This is a genomic window from Actinomadura sp. NEAU-AAG7 (assembly GCF_018603865.1).
In the GTDB taxonomy this organism is placed as follows: domain Bacteria; phylum Actinomycetota; class Actinomycetes; order Streptosporangiales; family Streptosporangiaceae; genus Spirillospora; species Spirillospora litoris.
Genome location: NZ_JAHFZY010000002.1, coordinates 1,061,758 through 1,078,496 on the forward strand (window position 1 = coordinate 1,061,758; position 16,739 = coordinate 1,078,496).

Annotated in this window: 16 protein-coding genes; 9 read left to right on the forward strand and 7 right to left on the reverse strand. The window is 70.9% G+C overall.

The window, feature by feature from the left end; translation table 11 throughout:
- Window positions 1-29 precede the first annotated feature (29 nt).
- Entirely contained in the window at window positions 30-785 is a 756-nt protein-coding gene (locus KLI87_RS14250) for a helix-turn-helix domain-containing protein (protein ID WP_156215949.1), read from the forward strand.
- A gap of 31 nt (window positions 786-816) precedes the next feature.
- Here KLI87_RS14250 and KLI87_RS14255 read toward each other — a convergent pair whose 3' ends face one another.
- The 3 genes from KLI87_RS14255 to KLI87_RS14265 all read right to left on the reverse strand — a co-directional run bounded on the left by KLI87_RS14255 (window position 817) and on the right by KLI87_RS14265 (window position 3,774).
- Window positions 817-2,124 (reverse strand): RNA polymerase sigma factor, encoded by a 1,308-nt coding sequence (locus tag KLI87_RS14255; RefSeq protein ID WP_214617265.1) that lies wholly within the window; start codon window positions 2,122-2,124, stop codon window positions 817-819.
- On the reverse strand, window positions 2,117-2,458 hold the full coding sequence (locus KLI87_RS14260) for a YciI family protein (protein WP_156215947.1): 342 nt from the start codon (window positions 2,456-2,458) through the stop codon (window positions 2,117-2,119). Before KLI87_RS14260 ends, KLI87_RS14255 begins: the two co-directional genes overlap by 8 nt.
- A gap of 149 nt (window positions 2,459-2,607) precedes the next feature.
- Entirely contained in the window at window positions 2,608-3,774 is a 1,167-nt protein-coding gene (locus KLI87_RS14265; protein ID WP_308166003.1) for an epoxide hydrolase, read from the reverse strand.
- Between the two features lie 251 nt (window positions 3,775-4,025).
- Here KLI87_RS14265 and KLI87_RS14270 point away from each other — a divergent pair, with 251 nt between their 5' ends.
- On the forward strand, window positions 4,026-5,255 hold the full coding sequence (locus KLI87_RS14270; RefSeq protein ID WP_156215946.1) for a cytochrome P450: 1,230 nt from the start codon (window positions 4,026-4,028) through the stop codon (window positions 5,253-5,255).
- Window positions 5,256-5,338: 83 nt separating this feature from the next.
- On the opposite strand, the gene KLI87_RS14275 is transcribed toward KLI87_RS14270, so the two are convergent.
- The 4 genes from KLI87_RS14275 to KLI87_RS14290 all read right to left on the reverse strand — a co-directional run bounded on the left by KLI87_RS14275 (window position 5,339) and on the right by KLI87_RS14290 (window position 10,177).
- Window positions 5,339-6,313: an NADP-dependent oxidoreductase gene (locus KLI87_RS14275; protein ID WP_214617266.1), complete on the reverse strand. Its 975-nt coding sequence runs from the start codon at window positions 6,311-6,313 to the stop codon at window positions 5,339-5,341.
- Window positions 6,310-7,641, reverse strand: a complete 1,332-nt coding sequence (locus KLI87_RS14280; protein WP_308166004.1) for an FAD-dependent monooxygenase — start codon at window positions 7,639-7,641, stop codon at window positions 6,310-6,312. Before KLI87_RS14280 ends, KLI87_RS14275 begins: the two co-directional genes overlap by 4 nt.
- 34 nt (window positions 7,642-7,675) lie before the next feature.
- Window positions 7,676-8,863, reverse strand: coding sequence for an epoxide hydrolase family protein (locus KLI87_RS14285; protein WP_214617267.1), 1,188 nt, complete (start codon window positions 8,861-8,863; stop codon window positions 7,676-7,678).
- A 132-nt stretch (window positions 8,864-8,995) separates the two neighbouring features.
- Window positions 8,996-10,177, reverse strand: coding sequence for an acyl-CoA dehydrogenase family protein (locus tag KLI87_RS14290; protein ID WP_214617269.1), 1,182 nt, complete (start codon window positions 10,175-10,177; stop codon window positions 8,996-8,998).
- Window positions 10,178-10,628: 451 nt separating this feature from the next.
- Here KLI87_RS14290 and KLI87_RS14295 point away from each other — a divergent pair, with 451 nt between their 5' ends.
- Genes KLI87_RS14295 through KLI87_RS14325 form a run of 7 tightly spaced genes read left to right on the forward strand, consistent with a single transcriptional unit; the run spans window position 10,629 to window position 16,721 of the window.
- Window positions 10,629-11,480 carry a phytanoyl-CoA dioxygenase family protein gene (locus tag KLI87_RS14295; RefSeq protein WP_214617271.1) on the forward strand — a complete coding sequence of 284 codons (852 nt, stop codon included), beginning with the start codon at window positions 10,629-10,631 and terminating at the stop codon, window positions 11,478-11,480.
- Complete coding sequence (locus KLI87_RS14300; protein WP_214617273.1) at window positions 11,477-12,814, forward strand: hypothetical protein; 1,338 nt, start codon at window positions 11,477-11,479, stop codon at window positions 12,812-12,814. The genes KLI87_RS14295 and KLI87_RS14300 overlap by 4 nt, the downstream gene beginning before the upstream one ends.
- 45 nt (window positions 12,815-12,859) lie before the next feature.
- Window positions 12,860-13,804, forward strand: coding sequence for an iron-containing redox enzyme family protein (locus tag KLI87_RS14305; protein ID WP_214617275.1), 945 nt, complete (start codon window positions 12,860-12,862; stop codon window positions 13,802-13,804).
- A 39-nt stretch (window positions 13,805-13,843) separates the two neighbouring features.
- Window positions 13,844-14,446: a pyridoxamine 5'-phosphate oxidase family protein gene (locus KLI87_RS14310; RefSeq protein ID WP_214617276.1), complete on the forward strand. Its 603-nt coding sequence runs from the start codon at window positions 13,844-13,846 to the stop codon at window positions 14,444-14,446.
- Window positions 14,447-14,459: 13 nt separating this feature from the next.
- Entirely contained in the window at window positions 14,460-15,137 is a 678-nt protein-coding gene (locus tag KLI87_RS14315; RefSeq protein ID WP_214617278.1) for a cyclase family protein, read from the forward strand.
- Window positions 15,138-15,171: 34 nt separating this feature from the next.
- Window positions 15,172-16,026, forward strand: a complete 855-nt coding sequence (locus tag KLI87_RS14320; protein WP_214617279.1) for a glycosyltransferase family 8 protein — start codon at window positions 15,172-15,174, stop codon at window positions 16,024-16,026.
- Complete coding sequence (locus tag KLI87_RS14325) at window positions 16,023-16,721, forward strand: DUF899 domain-containing protein (protein ID WP_214617281.1); 699 nt, start codon at window positions 16,023-16,025, stop codon at window positions 16,719-16,721. Before KLI87_RS14320 ends, KLI87_RS14325 begins: the two co-directional genes overlap by 4 nt.
- Window positions 16,722-16,739 lie beyond the last annotated feature (18 nt).

Consider the following 16,739-nt stretch of genomic DNA (forward strand, 5'->3'; position numbering starts at 1 on the left):
TCACGCCCACCATTAAGGGGTCTGCTCTGATGGACCGAGAGGTCGTTCAAGCCATTGACCGGGTCATCCATGAGATCCATCGGAACCTCGGCGAACGCATCACCATAGACGACATGGCACGGATCGCGATGTTCAGCAAATTCCACTTCACCCGGCTGTTCCAACGGGTCACCGGGATCCCTCCCGCCCGCTTCCTGTACGCGGTACGGCTCCAGGAGGCCAAGCGGCTGCTGCTGTCGACCTCGCTGACCGTGACGGAGATCAGCACCATGATCGGCTATTCCAGCCTCGGCACGTTCAGCACGCGGTTCAAGAGCTGTGTCGGCCTCTCCCCCACCGCCTACCGCGAGTTGCGCGGCTTCACCCCGCAGATCCCCACCGACGACGGGCGGCGGACCCGCGGCCACACGGTCACCATCCGCGGCCGTGTGCGGTTGCAGTCGCCCGCGGTGCACGACCCGGTGTTCCTCGGCGTCTTCCCCGAACCGATCGCCCAAGGGTCGCCGATCCGATGCGCGTTCCTGCGGCGCCCCGGCCCTTTCGTCCTGGACCGCGTCCCACAGGGCACCTGGTACCTGCTGGCCCAGGCGGTGCGGGCGGAATCAGAGACCGGCCTCGACGACGGTCCGCCGAATATCGGCGTCCACGGTCCGCTGTCGGTTCGTCCCGGGAGCGTTCACACGGCGATCGACCTCCGGCTGAGACCGAGCCGGCCGCTCGATCCCCCGGTGCTCCTGGCCCTGCTGGACGTCCGGCAGAAGGCTCTCAGCGCGAGCGCCATCTGACGCGCCGGAAGCGGCCGGCCCGTTCGCGGCCTCAACGCTCGGTCGGCCGGTCGTCGCGTCCCCCGGGACGGGCGTCCTCGAAGAGTCGGGGCGAGGCCGTCGCGACGGCCGCGGTGAGTTCGGCCGCGCGGTCGAGCAGGGCCCGGCGCTCGGGTTCACCGTCCGCGCTGGCCGCGGCCTGGCGGAACAGGTCCGCGGCGCGGTCGCGGTCGCCGACCCGCTCGGTGAGATCGGCCTGCGCCGCGACCGCCAGCGGGTGATCGTCCAGTTTGCCGCCGGCCCTGGCCTCGGCCAGCAGGCCCAGCCCGACGCGCGGACCGTGCGCGTAGCCGTGCGCGACGGCCCGGTTGAGCGCGACGATCGGGGACGGCTGGATCCGGGCCAGGACGTCGTACCACCCCGCGATCGCGGCCCAGTCGACGGACTCCGGACTGGCCGCGGTGGCGTGGCAGGCCGCGATCCGCGCCTGGAGGCCGTAGGGCTCGTCCGCCCGCGACCGCGCGAGCGCCTGGAGACCCTCGTCGATCAGGGCGCGGTCCCACCGGGACCGATCCTGCCGGTCCAGCCGGACCAGCCTGCCGTCCCGGTCGCGGCGCGCGGCGCGCCGCGAGTGCTGGAGCAGCAGCAGCGCGAGCAGGCCGGACACCGCGGCCTGCTGCGGGAGAAGGGTCCGCAGGAGCCGGGTGAGCCGGATCGCCTCCTCGGCGAAGGCGGGCTCGCCGTCGGCGTCGTACCCCCGCGTGAACAGCAGGTACAGCACGCCGAGGACGCCGGGGAGCCGTTCGGCGAGCGCCTCGCCTCCGGGCACCTGGAACGGGATGCCCGCGTCGGCGATCTTCCGCCGGGCGCGGGTCAGCCGCCGGGTCATCGCCGACTCGCTGACCAGGAAGGCCCGCGCGATGTCCGCGGTCGGAACCCCGCAGACCGTGCGCAGCGTCAGCGCGACCCGCGCCTCCAGGGCCAGGGCCGGATGGCAGCAGGTGAAGATGAGCCTCAGCCGGTCGTCCTCGACGTTCTCCGCGGCGTTCTCCCGGGCGGCCGGGACGTCCGGCCCGGTGAGGCTGAGGGCGGCCAGCTCGCGGAGCTTGCGGCGCTCGACGGACGCGCGCCGCAGCACGTCGGTCGCCCGGTTGCGCGCCACCGTCATCAGCCAGCCCTCGGGGTTGGCGGGCACGCCGTCGCGGGGCCAGCGCTCCAGCGCCTGGGCGAGCGCCTCCTGCGTGCAGTCCTCGGCCAGCGTCCAGTCGCCCGTGACCCGGATGAGGACGGCGACGATCCGCTCGTGCGCGCCGGCCGCGGCGGCCTCGACGGACGCCGCGGCCGACCGCGGGTCAGTCATCCGAGGCGTGGTCCAGGTCGAGGAAGGGCCGCAGCTCCAGCTGCCCGAGGCGGGCCATCGGGTGGGCCCGCGCGATCTCGATCGCCTCGTCGAGGTGCTCGCACTCCAGGATGTCGAAGCCCACGATCACCTCTTTCGTCTCGGTGAACGGTCCGTCGGAGAGCAGCAGCTCGCCCTTGCGGACGCGGACGGTGGTCGCCGACTCCGGCGCCGCGAGAGCGCTGCCCAGCACCCGCCGGCCGTTGCCGTCGACGTCGGCCACCCAGCGTTCGATGTCGTCGCTCTTGTCCTCGTCCGGCTCGCTGTCGCTGCACACGAACATCATGAACTTCATGATCACTCCTCTGTGCCTGATTCTTCTTCGCCTAGATGACGAACGAGGACCGCCGATCCGGACAGCTTCACGCAGAGATATCGCCCCGTTCCTCAAGCACCGGGCCGAGGACCACCCGCCCGAGACCCCAGTGTCGCATTCAGCGTGCGTCACCGTCCGCCGTCACGGGGCAGAGCACGGGCGAACGACCGTACATCGCGGACGAACAGCTCCGGGTCCTCCAATGCCGGGAAGTGACCCGCGTGATCCCATTCACTCCACTGCACGATGTTCGGGAAGCGGGTCCGGGCGATGCTCCGGACGGGGAGCGCCGCGTCGTACGGGCATGCCAGCACGCCGAGCGGAACCGCCAGCGGAGGCTCGTCCGCCGGGGGGCGGCCGGAGTCGGGCAACCGGTCGGCCAGTTCGAAATAGAGCTGCGCGGACGAACCGGCGGTGCGGGTCAGCCAGTAGACGGAGACGTTGGTGAGCAGCCGGTCCCAGCTCACCGACCTCTCCCCCGGGCCGGTCCATTCGTGGAATTTCTCGGCTATCCACGCGAGCTGCCCCACCGGGGAGTCGGTCAGCCCGTAGGCGAGCGTCTGGGGCCGGGTGCTCTGCACCTTCATGTATCCGGCCTGCCGGTTGTACTCGGCCATCAGTTCCAGGCGCCGGGCGTCCTCGCCGGTGAGGTCCCCGGTTCCTCCCGGCTCGTTCGGCGGAGGGGTCAGCAGGAAATTGACATGCGCGCCGAGGACTTCGCGGGGGGCCAGGGCGGCGAGGGTGAGGGAGATCCAGACGCCGAGGTCGCCGCCGTGCGCGGCGTACCGGGGATAACCGAGGCCCCGCATGAGTTCGGACCAGGCCCGCGCGATGCGTTCGACGTCCCAGCCCTTCTGCCGGGTGGGTCCGGAGAATCCGAAACCCGGCAGGCTGGGAACCACGACGTGGAAGGCGTCGGCGGGGTCGCCGCCGTGCGCCCGGGGATCGGTGAGCCGGTCGATCACGTCGAGGTACTCCACCACCGAGCTCGGCCAGCCGTGGGTCATGAGCAGCGGCAACGCGTCCGGCTCGGGTGAGCGGACGTGCACGAGGTGCACGTCCGCGCCGTCGATCTCGGTCATGAACTGGGGGAACCGGTTGAGCCGCCGCTCGGCCGCCCGCCAGTCGAACCGGTCGCGCCAATGGTCCGCGAGCCCCCGCAGGTAGCCGACCGGAACGCCGCTCTCCCATTCGCCGGCCGGCGCCTCGCCGGGCCAGCGGGTGAGTTCCAGCCGTTCCCTCAGATCGTCCAAGTCCGACCGGGGAACGGCTATTTCGAAAGGCTCGATCTTCACAATCTTTCTCCCTGGTCCACGAGATAGCCGATCCAGCACCGAAGCTAACACGGGCACCGGCCGGCGGCGGGACGGCGAATCATCTACGCAAAATGCGAGAAAATCAAGGCCGATTTCGAATCGAGCTGATAGCGCCCGCAACGCGCATATTCAGAGAAGAGTTCGAACTTCGGCGCGGCTACTTTTACATCGGCAGGCGAAAGACAATGGACAGCTGAATCTGCGGCCGGGTGGAACCGGCAGGAGGAGACATGGCGCAGCGAACGAATCCGATCGTCCTCGACCCGACCGGTCGGGATGTCCATGCCGAGGGTGCCCGGCTCCGCGAGCAGGGGCCGGTCGCCCAGGTGGAACTGCCCGGCGGCGTGCGGGCCTGGTCGGTGGTCGGCTACGACGCCGTCCAGCAGGTCCTGGTGGACCCCCGGTTCGCCAAGGACGCGCACAAGCACTGGCCCGCGTTCGTCAACGGCGAGATCAGCGAGGAGTTCCCGCTGATCGGCTGGGTGCTGATGGACAACATGACGACCTCCGACGGCGCCGACCACACCCGGCTGCGCCGGCTCACGGCCAGCGCGTTCACGGCGCGGCGCTCGCAGGCCATGCGGCCGCAGGTCGAGAAGATCACCGCCGAGCTGCTGGACGACCTGGCCGCCGCGGACCCCGACGAGGTGGTGGACCTGAAGGCGGGCTTCGCGTACCCGCTGCCCACCCGCGTCATCTGCGACCTGTTCGGCGTCCCCGAGCACATGCGCCGCGACGTCATGCGCGGCGGCGAGGTGAACACCGAGACGACGCTCACCCACGAGGAGGCGGTCGCCAACGTCGAGCAGTGGCACGGGGCGATGCGCGAGCTGATCGGGATGAAGCGCCGCGAGCCCGCGGACGACCTGCTCAGCATGCTCATCGCCGTGCAGGACGAGGACGGGTCGCGGCTCAACGAGTCCGAGCTGGCCGGCACCCTGCACCTCATGCTGGGCGCCGGATCCGAGACGACGACGAACCTGATCTCCAAGACCGTGCTGGCGCTGTTCGCCCACCCGGAGCAGCGTGAACTGGTCCGGTCGGGCCGGGTCCCGTGGGCGGACGTCGTCGAGGAGGCGCTGCGGGTCGAGTCGCCGATCGCCCAGCTGCCGTTCCGGTTCACCACCGAGGACGTCGAGATCGCCGGGGTCACGATCCCGCGCGGCGACCCGGTGCTCATCGGCTTCGCGGCGTCCGGCCGGGACCCCGAGCGGCACGGCGCCGACGCGGACCGCTTCGACATCACCCGCGCCGACAAGCAGCACCTGTCGTTCGGCCACGGCGTCCACCACTGCCTGGGCGCCCCGCTGGCGCGGATCGAGGCGAGCGTCGCGCTGCCCGGCCTGTTCGAGCGCTTCCCCGACCTCGCCCTCGCCGAGCCGCCGGAGGGCGTCGAACCGCAGGGCACCTTCCTGCTGAACGGCGTCGCGGCACTCCCGGTCCGCCTCAACCACCGCTGAGCACCCCGGCGGACACCGCCGCCGAACGGAAGGATCCCGACCCCGAAGTCCCGGGGTCGGGATCCTCTTCGCGGCGGCCGCTCTCACAGCCTGAGCACGACCTTGCCCGTGTGGACGCCCCGCAGCTGGTCGGCGGCGGCGGTGATCCCGTTCTCCAGGCCGTCCACGACCGTCTGGGCGATCACCACCTCGCCCTCGCGCACCCAGCGGGGGAACTCGGCCTCGAACCGGGGCACCAGCTCCGGGTGGTCGAAGGTGTAGAAGCCCAGCAGGCTCAGCCGCTTGCCGATCACCGCCAGCATGTTGCGCGGGCCGTGCGGCCGCCCGGACCGGACCTCCTGGGTCGCACCGCACATGACGATCCGCCCGCGGGGCCGCATCGCGTCGATGGCCGCTTCGAGGTGCGCGCCGCCCACGCTGTCGAAGCAGACGTCCAGCTCGTCGAGGTGCGGCCGGATGCCCGCGTGGTAGTCGAACGCCGCGTCGTACCGGAGGGTCTCGGTGACGTAGGCGGCCTTCTCGGGAGAGCCGACCGCGCCGATCACCCTCGACGCCCCGCGCAGCCGGGCGATCTGCCCGGCGATGCTGCCCACCCCGCCGGCGGCGCTCGACACGAACACCGTGTCGCCGGGGCCGACCCGGGCGAGTTCGATGCCGATGTAGGCGACGATGCCGAAGCAGAGGTGGTGGGTCAGCGACGGGTAGGCCGCCGGATCGACGCGGCGGAACTCGGCCGCGTCCGCGAGCGCGTAGTCGCGCCAGCCGAACCGGTGCCACACGACGTCGCCGGGGCGCAGCGCCGCGTCCTCCGAGACGACGACCTCGCCGACCGCGTCCGCCCAGAGGGGGGCGCCCAGCTCGAAGTGGGGGATGTCCAGCCGGGAGAGGTCGTCCATCCGCAGCAGTGAGCCGGGGTCGATCGACATGAACATGTTGCGCACCAGCACCTGGCCCGGTGCCGGGTCGGGCACGGTCACCTCCACCAGCCGCACGTCCCCGGGATCGGGTATCCGCTGGGCGGGACGGGACACGAGGCGCATCTCGCGACCGCGTCTCATGACGGCCTCACCTTCGCGGGGGCCCGCGGATCCGGCTCGTCGCCCCGCCCTCCGAACAGCACCTTCCGCAGCACGCCCGGACGCATGATCGACTGAGGCGGGGCGACCAGCCCGGCGACGCGCAGGAACGCCTCGGTGAGGGAGGGGTCGTGGACGGCGCCCGCCCGGAGCCTCGGGACGTAGGCGTTGGCCAGCCGGACGCCGAGGGCCCGCCGTCCCGTGGCCTGCGGGAAGCCGAGGTCACCGCCCGCGGCCAGCGCCCACGGCGCGTCGTTCGCGGCGGCCAGGCTCCGGAAGAACCGCCGCGGGTCCGGCGTCCCGCCGCCGCGCAGGTGCCCGGCCAGGACCTCCGCACCGATCGCCGCGACCGTCATGCCCTGCGCGTAGACGGGATTGAACGAGCAGGCGGCGTCGCCCACGGCCAGCAGACCGCGGGGCGGTTCGGCCGACTTCTCGTAGCGCCGGCGGACGCTGGCGGGGAAGCGGTAGGACACCGGCCGGTCGAGCGGGACGGCGTCGCGCACCGCCGCGTGGATCGTCGGCACCGGAAGCCGCGCGGCGAACCGCAGGAACCCCTCGTGGTCGGTGGGAGGCCGGTCGCCGAAGAGCCCGTAGAGCGACAGCGAGTAGCGATCGGCGAGCCGGGCCAGCGTGCCGCCGCGAGGGCTCGCCGGTGTCGCCACGCACACCTCGGCCACGCCGTCGCCGATCGGGTCGGGATCGAGCGGGCCCAGGAAGTCGCAGGTGGTGTAGGTGAGGTCGATGCCGACCCGCTCCTCCGGAGGCTCGGGCAGGCCGAGGCTCCGCAGCCAGGCCGGCAGGCGGGAGGCCCGGCCCGTCGCGTCCACGACGAGATCGGCGCTGACCTCCCTCTCCCCCTCGGCGTCCCGGACGCGGACGCCCGTGACGTGGTGGCGGTCGGCGGCGAGCAGGCCGAGGACCTGGGTCTCCTCACGGAACGAGACGTTCTCCAGCGCCCGCACCCGCCGCCGGACCCGCTGCTCCAGCATCGGCCGCGACGCCGAGACGCAGGTGAGCCCGGTCGGGGTGCGGTGCATCATCCGGCCGTCGAAGTACCAGGTCAGGCTCGTCCCGAAGTCGCCGACCGGGACGCCGTCGGCCGCCATCTCGGCCGTGATCCCGGGGAACAGGCCCTCGATGATCTCGTGTCCGCGGGCGAGCAGGCCGTGCACATGGCGCCCCTGCGGGACGGTCCGCCGGGGGTCCGCGGAGTCGGCCAGCACGTCGCGGTCCACGACGAGGACCTCGGCGTACTCGTCCGCGAGGACGCGTCCGGCGAGCAGGCCCGCCATCCCCGCTCCGAGCACCAGCGCTCGTCCGGTTCTCGTGTGCGCGCCCACCTCACGCCCGCCTTCCGGCGCGGGCGGCGGAGGGGCGCGCCGCGAGGGCGGCGGCGAAGTCCCGCAGGTCCGCGACGAAGGCCCCGGGCTCCTCCAGGGAGGCGAAGTGACCGCCGCGCGGATGCTCGCGCCACTGGACGATCCGCGGATACCTGCGTTCGGCCAGCGCGCGCACCGGGGGCGCCGGGTCGTCGGGGTACACCGAGACGGCGAGCGGCACGTCCGGCGGCGGCGGGGCGGCGGGACCGCCCGGCATCTGCTCGGCCGTCTCGTAGTAGAAGTGCGCGGACGAGCCGCCGGTGGCGGTCAGCCACGTGAGCGTGACATTGGCCAGGATGTCGTCGCGGTCGATGACCTCCTCGGGCCGGTCGGTGCAGCCCGACCACTCCTTGTACTTCTCGACGGCCCAGGCGAGCAGCCCCACGGGCGAGTCGGTGAGCGCGTAGCCGATCGTCTGCGGCCGGGTCGACTGGACCTTCATGTAGCCCGAGCCGTTCGTGAAGAAGGCCGCGAGCCGGTCGAGCCGGGCGATGTCCCGCCCGTCCAGGGCGGAGAGGTCGTCCTCCTCGGAGGGAGGCGTCACCAGGAAGTTCACGTGCGCCCCGGCCACGGCGGGATCCGCCCCGGCCAGCGTGAGGGCGACCCACGCCCCGAGATCCCCGCCCTGGACGAGGTAGCGCCGGTATCCGAGGCCGCGCATGATCCGCGCCCACGCCTCGGCGGTCCGGGTGAGGTTCCAACCGGGTCGCCTGGTCGGCCCCGACAGGCCGAAGCCCGGCAGCGTCGGCAGGACGAGGTGGAAGGCGGGCCCGGTCGCACCGTGGGCGGCCGGGTCGGTGAGCGGCCCGATGACGTCGAGGAACTCCAGCACCGATCCCGGCCAGCCGTGGGTGATCAGCAGGGGCACCGCCCCGGGGTCGGGCGACGGGACGTGCAGCAGGTGGAGGGCGGTGCCGTCCACCTCCGTGAGCAGCTGCGGATGGGCGTTGAGGCGCGCCTCCACCCGGCGCCAGTCGAAACCGTCCGACCAGTACGCGGCCAGTTCTCGCAGGTACGCCGGCGGGACGCCCCGGGTCCAGCCGGCGCCGGGGATCTCGTCGGGCCAGCGCGCCGCCGTGATCCGGCGGCGCAGGTCGTCCAGGGCGGCTTGGGGGAACGCCACCGAGAACGGTCGGAAGATCTGCTGCACTGTTCCTCCCCGATCACTGGTTGAGGCCGAGCACGGCGCGGGCCGCGGGCGCGCGGGTCACAGGTACGCGGGTCACAGGTACGCGGGTCACAGGTACGCGGGTCACAGGTACGCGGGTCACAGGTACGCGGGTCACAGGTACGCGGTGTTGGGTTCGAGCCCGCAGAGCACACGGCCGTACAGTTCGGCGTTCGTGTGCGGGTGCATCAGCGCGTGCTGGTTGAGGGCCTGCACGTCGCGCCGCATCCGCTGGACGGGCGCCGTCCTGTAGAGCGAGGTCGCGCCGCTCGCGGTCGCCACCGTGTCGACCGCCCGCTCGGCCAGCTGGAACACCCTGCCGAGCGCCGCCCGCGCCGACACGCGCTCGGTGACGTCCCAGGGCTCGTTCGCACGGCCCTTCCGGTCGAGCCGGTCGGCCAGGCGCCCGGCGTGGAAGTCGGCCTCGTCGGCCAGGTAGGTGGCCTCCGCCACCTGGAAGTGCGTGAGCGCGGCGTCGCGGCGGCTCTCGTACGCGGTGTAGGTGATCTTCCGTCCGGGCAGTTCCCGGAGGAAGCCCGCGACGGCCGCGCGGGCCGTCCCCGTCGCGACGCCCATGAAGCACGCCGAGCCCGTCGCCATCATCGGCGCCCGCCACACGGGCGAGTCCAGGTTGAGCCGCGTCGCGTACCGCTCCTGGAGGACGGCCGGCATCGGCAGCACCCGTTCCGCCGGGACCCGCACCCCGGAGGCGACCGTGGTCACGCTCGCCGTGCCGCGCAGCCCCGCCGTGTACCAGTCGTCGACGATCTCCAGCTCGGCCATGGGCACGAGCGCCATCACCGGCCACATCTGCTCCCCGCCCGGGGCGGGGGCCATCGCGAGGACGATCTGCCACCCGCTCTGCGGTGCCCCGCTGACGAAGCTCCACCGCCCGTCGATCACGAGGTCGGTCCCGTCGGGACGGCCCGTGCCGCTGGGGCTGAGGACGCCGCAGACACGCACGCCCGCCTCGCCGAACACCTCGGCCTGGACCGGGTCGGGGAACAGGCCCGCGAGCCAGGAGCACATCGACCACACGGCGGTGTTCCACGCCGCGGATCCATCGGCGTGCGCGATCTCGGCGATGACCTGCTGGAGGGCGGCGTAGTCGGTCTCCAGCCCGCCGTGCCGGGCCGGCACCCGCATGCGCAGCGCCCCGCTCTCCGCGAGGGCGTCGAGCGCGTCCTCGTGCAGCCGGCGATTCTCGTCGGCCCATTCCGCGTGGGCGCGCAGGGCCGGCAGCGCCTGTGCCACCCGGTGGCTGAGTTCGGTGTCGGGGAGGTCGGTGAGAGTCATGGCATCCTCGGTGAGTTCGTGGTCCTCGGGGACCGGGGTGCGAAAGGCGGGTCGTCATCCGCGAGCCTCGGCGCAGCGATGGCGGATATTGCGGGCGGCCGAAATCCCGCACCTGCAACAGGTCATGCAAGCCGTTTTTCGTGCCCATTGGACCCGACCTCCTACATCGGCCGGGAGCATCCGTTCTGAGCGGCCGCGGCGATGGCGGTCAAGGCACTTCGCCATCATCGTCCCGCGTTTTCCCCGACCGCTTCTCCCATCATGCCGATCGGACGGGTGAAGCGGTTTACGGCGCACTACCAGGAGTAATCACAGGCCGTGCACGCTGGCCCGATACGCAATTCGAGAGAAGCGGTCATTGTGCGCACACGGCAGGATTGCCAGTGTCGAACGAAGGCACTCATCGGGGCCGACTCAACCGACACCACCAGAGGCGTGAATGCCAGAGAAGATGAGCACGATGCACATCCGCCCGCTCACCTCGCTCCTGTTCGAGCGGTACCAACGGGACGGCTTCCTGCTGCTGCCGCCGGACTTCCTTTCCAGCGGCGTCCTCCAGGACGCCATCGCCTTGATGCCGGAAATTCTGAGAAGCGACGACCCGAGCCGGGTCCTCGAACGGGACAACGCCACCGTACGGTCCGTCTACGGGCTGCACCGCACCTACCCGCAGGTGCACGCGATCACCCGGCACCCCCTGCTCCTCGGGGCGGTCGAGCAGCTGGTCGGCGGCGGGGTGTACGTCCACCAATCGAAGATCAATTTCAAGGCGCCGTTCTCGGGCGACCAATGGGAGTGGCACCAGGACTTCGTCTACTGGTTGCAGAACGACGGCATTCCAAAACCTGACCTGGTCAACGCCTCGATCTTCCTCGACGAGGTCACCGAGTTCAACGGGCCACTCACGTTCATTCCCGGCTCGCATCGGCGCGGCGTATTGTCGGGGAACCTCGCGGACGGGATGCCGGCGGGTTATGAGGACGCGCCCGCCTGGGTCTCCACGCTCACCGCCGAGGAGAAATTCAACGTCGACACGTCCGTGATCGATGATCTCGCGCGGACCAACGGGCTCGTCAGTCCCAAGGGGCCGGCGGGCTCGGTGCTGCTCTTCCACCCCAACCTGCTGCACGCGTCGGCTCCCAACCTGTCGCCGTTCAGGCGGACCGTGCTGATTCTCGTCTACAACAGCGTCGCGAACACCTCCGGCGGGGTGGCGAACCCCCGCCCGCCATTTCTCGCCGACCCGGATGTACGCGCGCTCCGACCGCTGGTTCCCACCGCGACCGAAGGGATGCCGAGGTGACCGGGGCCATCCAATTGATCATTCCGAACAGCGCCGAGTACTTCCTGCGCGACCCCGATCTCAACCTCATCGGGGACGAGCGGGCCGGCGTGGTCCGGTTCAGCGGGACCTATGAGTGCGAGCACGCGGTCTTCTGGACCGACGAGCCGAGGGTGGTCCTGCTGCCGCGGGGCGTCGACGACCGCTGGTTCCGTGACGTCCACGCCGCGCTGGGCATCGCCGCTCCGCCGTACGTGGCGCCCGCGATGCGGAGCGGGCTGCTGGTCGAGGACCTCCTCCGCGACGGCGCCGCCCAGGCCGAGCTGCGCGGCCGGCTGGCGACACACGACGTGGTGCGGATGCAGCTCGTCGGCCCGACCGAGGAGATCTACCAACTCGCCGCTCTCGTGCGCGGCTGGGGACACGAGGTCGAGCTGGACTGCGTCCCGGAAAAGGACTACTGGGTCAGCCTCTACCTCGACTCCAAGGTCAGCGTGCTGGACATCGCCCGGCAGACACCGTCCGTCCAGGTGGCGCCCGGGATGCTCGTCAGCAACTGGACGGAGCTGCGCGGCGCCCTCACCGCGATGCTCGCCCGGCACGGCCGGGTGATCGCGCGCACCGCGTACGGGGTGGCGGGCGACGGCTCGGGCGTCGTCGGAGGCGAGCCCGGCGGCGTCGACGCGTTCCTCCACAACGCGACCCGCGACTCCTTCTTCGCGTTCCCCATCCTCGTGCAGCGGTTCGTCGAGCACGCCCCGGATGTCGGCTGCCCCGCGGCCGACATCCTGATCGGCGAGTCCGGAGTGGAGGACGTGGTGCTGTGCGCGCTCACCGTCGAGCACGGCTACCTGTTCCGGAGCGTGGACGTCGGTGACGGGGCCCTGCCGCCCGCCTGGGGCGAGCGGCTGACCCGCGCCGCGCACACCGTCGGCGCGACCGCGCACGGCCTCGGGTACCGGGGCTGGATGTGCATCGACTGCGTGGCGGGCACCGACGACCGGCTGTACGTCACCGAGATCAACGCCCGGCGCAGCGGCTCCCTGCACGCCGGCGGGCTCCTGCGGATGTGGAAGGCCGAGCGGCAACTCACCCTCTCCGCGCATTTCACGATGGGCATCCCGGCCGGGACCACTTACGAACAGCACATCCGGCCGGTGTTCCAACGGCTCTGGGCGGACGGCGTGCGCGCCTATCCGACGAGCGTCCGGGGGCTCCACTGGGACGAGCCGATGATCGCGGTGATCGCCGCCGCGCCGACCCGGGCCGAGGCGCGTTCGATCGTCGCGCGGATCGAGGCCGAGATCCACACGCTGTCCCGCGGCGGCTCCCCGGAGCTCGCCGACTCCGCCTAGGCCGGTGCGGAACACCGGAGGACTCCGACGCCAGAGGAGGTCGAAATGATCAGAACGGATACCGGGCCCGCGCTGTCGGACGCCATGTTCGCGAAGGCGTTCCCGGGCGACGGCTCCGCACCCGACATGGAGACGCGCCTTGCCTTGATGACCAGGCTGCACGGCCACTATGCCGCGTACCTGAGCGGCCCCGAATCCTTCGAGCGCATTCCCCGGCTCGACGCCGGCCCCGGCATCGGACGCATCGAGAGCGACTGGCTCCGCTGGGAAGACGCGCAGGTCGCCGAGGACCGGCTGCCGTCCGACCCGGAGGCGTTCCGGCAATGGTTCCGCGCTCTCAGCTCCGACCATGTGCAGACCGCGTTCTGCCGCTATATAAGGGAGGAGGCGTCCCTCCGGGAGATAGCGCTCTTCTTCCTCGCCGAGGAACTGGTGGACGGCAGGTTCGACGATCTCGTCGCGCTGGTGCAGCTGGGATCGTCGGGTGCCTCCAAGCTCGTCATGGCCGAGAACTACTGGGACGAGATGGGTGAAGGAGACCTTGAGCGGATGCACACCCGGCTGTTCGACCAGTCCGCGCGTTACATGCGGGAGCAACTGGCGAACGGCGACGTCGACACCCGCGAACTGGAATGCGCGGAAGTATATGAGAACGCCTCGCTGACCCTCATGTACGCGGTGCACAGGCATCTGGTTCCCCGGGCCTTGGGCGCGATGGGTCTGATGGAGCACAGCGCCCCGCCCCGGTTCCAGGCGATGGTCGACGCCTGCACGCGTTTGGAGGTCCCGCCGGGCGTCATCGAGTACCAGCGCATCCACGTGCACGTGGACGAGGACCATGGCGCGGAGTGGCTGGACCACGTGCTCGTGCCGCTCGTCCGCCGCTCTCCCGCCGCGCTGCGCGAGGTGAGCATGGGCGTGCTGACGCGCGAGCGGGTGGCGAACGCGTACTACGCCCGCGTCTGGAGCCGGATGAAGGCCGTGGCCTGACGCCCCGCCGCGAAAACCCGCGACCCGCTGGGGAGATATATGGATCCCGACGACTTCTATTCCGAGGACAGCCGCCGGCTCCAGCGGCGGTTCGGAACCGAGAACCTTGCAGCCCATCTGTCGAGGCGCTATGTGCTGGAGCGCCTGGAACCCGTCCACATGGACTGGATCAGGGGGGCCGACGCCGTTTACCTGGCAACGGTCTCCCCCGACGGGCAGCCGGAATGCTCGTACAAAGGCGGCGTACCCGGTTTCGTGAATGTACTCGACAATCGGACTCTGGAGATTCCCAGCTACGACGGGAACGGGATGTTCAGGACGCTCGGCAATGCCGTCACCGGACGTGTCAGCCTGCTGTTCCTGCTTCCCCGGGTACCGGCGAAACTGCGGGTCAACGGCGAGAGCGAGGTCTCGACGGACCATCACGTCACCGGACGCCATGTCGGCGCGGAAGCCGTCGTCCGGGTGTCCGTCCGGCAGGTCTTCGAGAACTGCCCGCGCTATCTCCACGACCCCGCGACCGGCGAACCGTCGGCGCACTGCCCGCGACCCGGATACCGGCCCCCGGACGCGGCCTGGAAGCAGAAGCCCGAGTACGACGGGATCCTGCCTCATCCGGACTCCGAACGCGTCCTCGAATAGAAGGATCCCAGTCATGCCCCGCGAAGCGAAGCGCCGCGTCATCGACCTCAGCCATCCGATCGAAGACGGAATGGCCACCTATCCCGGCCTCCCGGGGCCGTCGATCAGCGACCATATGTCCAGGCGGGAGTCCCGGGAGCGCTACCCGCCCGGTACCGAGTTCCAGATCGGAACGATCACGATGGTGGCCAACACCGGCACCTACGTGGACACGCCGTTCCACCGGTATCCGGGAGGAAGCGATCTGGCGCGTTTCGATCTCGCCCGCCTGGCCGACGTGGACGGCGTGGTGGTGGACACGACCGGCGCCGGCGGCCCGGGTATCGGCGCCGACGCGTTCGCCGGTCTGGAGGTGGCGGATCGCGCGGTGCTGGTCCGGACGGGGTGGGACCGGCACTGGAGGACCGACGGATACGGCGCGGCCGAGCATCCGTTCCTCGCGGCGGACGCCGTGGCGTGGCTGGTGGAGCGGAACCCGGCGGTGGTGGGCATCGACTCCGTGAACATCGACGACATGGGCGACATGACGCGGCCCGCGCACACCCGGCTCCTCGCCGCCGGCATTCCGATCCTGGAGCACCTGTGCGGGCTGCACGAACTGCCGCCGCGCGGTTTCCGGCTGCATGCCGCGCCCGCGCCGGTGGCCGGCATGGGGAGCTTTCCGGTACGCGCCTACGCCGTCCTCACCTGAGCAACTCGTTCTCACTTCGAACAGGGGAAGAACCTTGGACATCGCCTTCGCCTATGACGGGGCCTACGCGCCCTACGTCCCCGCCGTCATCGAATCCGTCCTGGAGCACCATGCCGCCGGTGAGATCGACTTCTGGCTGCTGGTGACCCCGGATGTGACCGCCGAACTGAGGCGCCGTCTCGCGTCGCAGGTCGGCGCCCGGGGCCGCCTCCACTTCATCGAGCCGGAACAGAAGGTCGACGACCTGCCGATCTCCACCGTGCAGGAATTCTCATACGTCAGCACCGCCGCGCACATGCGCATCCTGCTGCCGCGCCTGCTTCCCGAGCGGATCGAGCGGGCGCTCTACCTGGACGTGGACATTCTCTGCCTCGGCTCGCTGCGCGAGGTGTTCGAAGTGGACCTCCGGGGCGACATCGCCGCCGCCGGACAGGACGCCTACGTGTCATGCCTCAGCGACATGGGCGGGCTTCCCGGACTCGCCGAATACGGGAACCTGCGGCCGGACGCCCCGTACTTCGATTCGGGCGTACTCCTGATCGACCTGCCGGGCTGGCGGAACCACGACATCGAGTCGCACTCCTTCGAGTACGCCCGGCGGCACGCCGCGCGGACGCGCTTCCCCGATCAGGACGCGCTCAACTACGCCCTGTACGGGAAGTGGCTGGTCCTGCCCAAGAAATGGAACCACATACTCGGGCCGAGGCTCGATTCGCCCATGGGAGCCGACATCACCGACGCGCGCCTCATCCAGCAGATCGGCCCGGACAAGCTGTGGGACGAGCACTTCCCGGCCAGCCCGAGGAAGAACCTGTACGAGCTCTATGCGCGCAGGGCGGCCGCGGCGGCCGATTCCGCGAGCGCGCCGAACCCGGACGTCCCGGCATGAGAATCGTCTCGCGCGAGGAGTGGCTCGCGGCCCGCGGTGAACTCATGGCGGAGGAGATCCGGCTGGCCAAGGCGCGCGAAGCGGTCAGCGCCCGGCGCCGGAGGCTTCCGGCGGTCCGGATCGGCAAGGAGTATCGCCTTGAAGGCCCTTCCGGGCCCGCCACCCTCGGGGATCTGTTCGACGGTCGCCGCCAGCTCGTCGTGTACCACTTCATGTTCGCCCCGGACTGGGACGAGGGCTGCCCGCACTGCTCGTTCCAGATCGACGGCATCGGCCATCTCGCCCACCTGCGTGCCGCGGGCACCTCGCTGGCCGTGGTCTCCCGGGCGCCGTTTCCGAAGATTCAGCGGTTCAAGGAGCGCATGGGCTGGTCGCTGCCGTGGTTCTCCTCTCACAGCAGCGATTTCAACCACGACTTCCGTTTCACGATCGACCGGGAACCGGCGCCCACGGAGTACGGCGCGCCCGCCCAGAATGGAGCCGAGGCGGGCGCGGAACTCCAGACCCGGGAGATGCCCGGGGTGAGCGTCTTCCTCCGGAACGGCACCGACATCCTTCACACCTACTCGGCCTATGCGGGGGAAGGCGACGTCCCCTTCCCGCCGAGCACCTACAACTACCTGGACCTCACCCCGCTCGGACGGCAGGAAGGCGAGGGCTCCCTCAACTGGGTGCGCCACCACGACAGGTACTGACGTCCTGAGGGGGTGATG

Excerpts from the sequence above, each read along its gene's own strand:
- KLI87_RS14250 (WP_156215949.1), top strand. The coding sequence starts at position 30 with ATGGACCGAGAGGTCGTTCAAGCCATTGACCGGGTCATCCATGAGATC.
- KLI87_RS14255 (WP_214617265.1), bottom strand. The coding sequence starts at position 2,124 with ATGACTGACCCGCGGTCGGCCGCGGCGTCCGTCGAGGCCGCCGCGGCC.
- KLI87_RS14260 (WP_156215947.1), bottom strand. The coding sequence starts at position 2,458 with ATGAAGTTCATGATGTTCGTGTGCAGCGACAGCGAGCCGGACGAGGAC.
- KLI87_RS14270 (WP_156215946.1), top strand. The coding sequence starts at position 4,026 with ATGGCGCAGCGAACGAATCCGATCGTCCTCGACCCGACCGGTCGGGAT.
- KLI87_RS14275 (WP_214617266.1), bottom strand. The coding sequence starts at position 6,313 with ATGAGACGCGGTCGCGAGATGCGCCTCGTGTCCCGTCCCGCCCAGCGG.
- KLI87_RS14290 (WP_214617269.1), bottom strand. The coding sequence starts at position 10,177 with ATGACTCTCACCGACCTCCCCGACACCGAACTCAGCCACCGGGTGGCA.
- KLI87_RS14295 (WP_214617271.1), top strand. The coding sequence starts at position 10,629 with ATGAGCACGATGCACATCCGCCCGCTCACCTCGCTCCTGTTCGAGCGG.
- KLI87_RS14305 (WP_214617275.1), top strand. The coding sequence starts at position 12,860 with ATGATCAGAACGGATACCGGGCCCGCGCTGTCGGACGCCATGTTCGCG.
- KLI87_RS14310 (WP_214617276.1), top strand. The coding sequence starts at position 13,844 with ATGGATCCCGACGACTTCTATTCCGAGGACAGCCGCCGGCTCCAGCGG.
- KLI87_RS14315 (WP_214617278.1), top strand. The coding sequence starts at position 14,460 with ATGCCCCGCGAAGCGAAGCGCCGCGTCATCGACCTCAGCCATCCGATC.
- KLI87_RS14325 (WP_214617281.1), top strand. The coding sequence starts at position 16,023 with ATGAGAATCGTCTCGCGCGAGGAGTGGCTCGCGGCCCGCGGTGAACTC.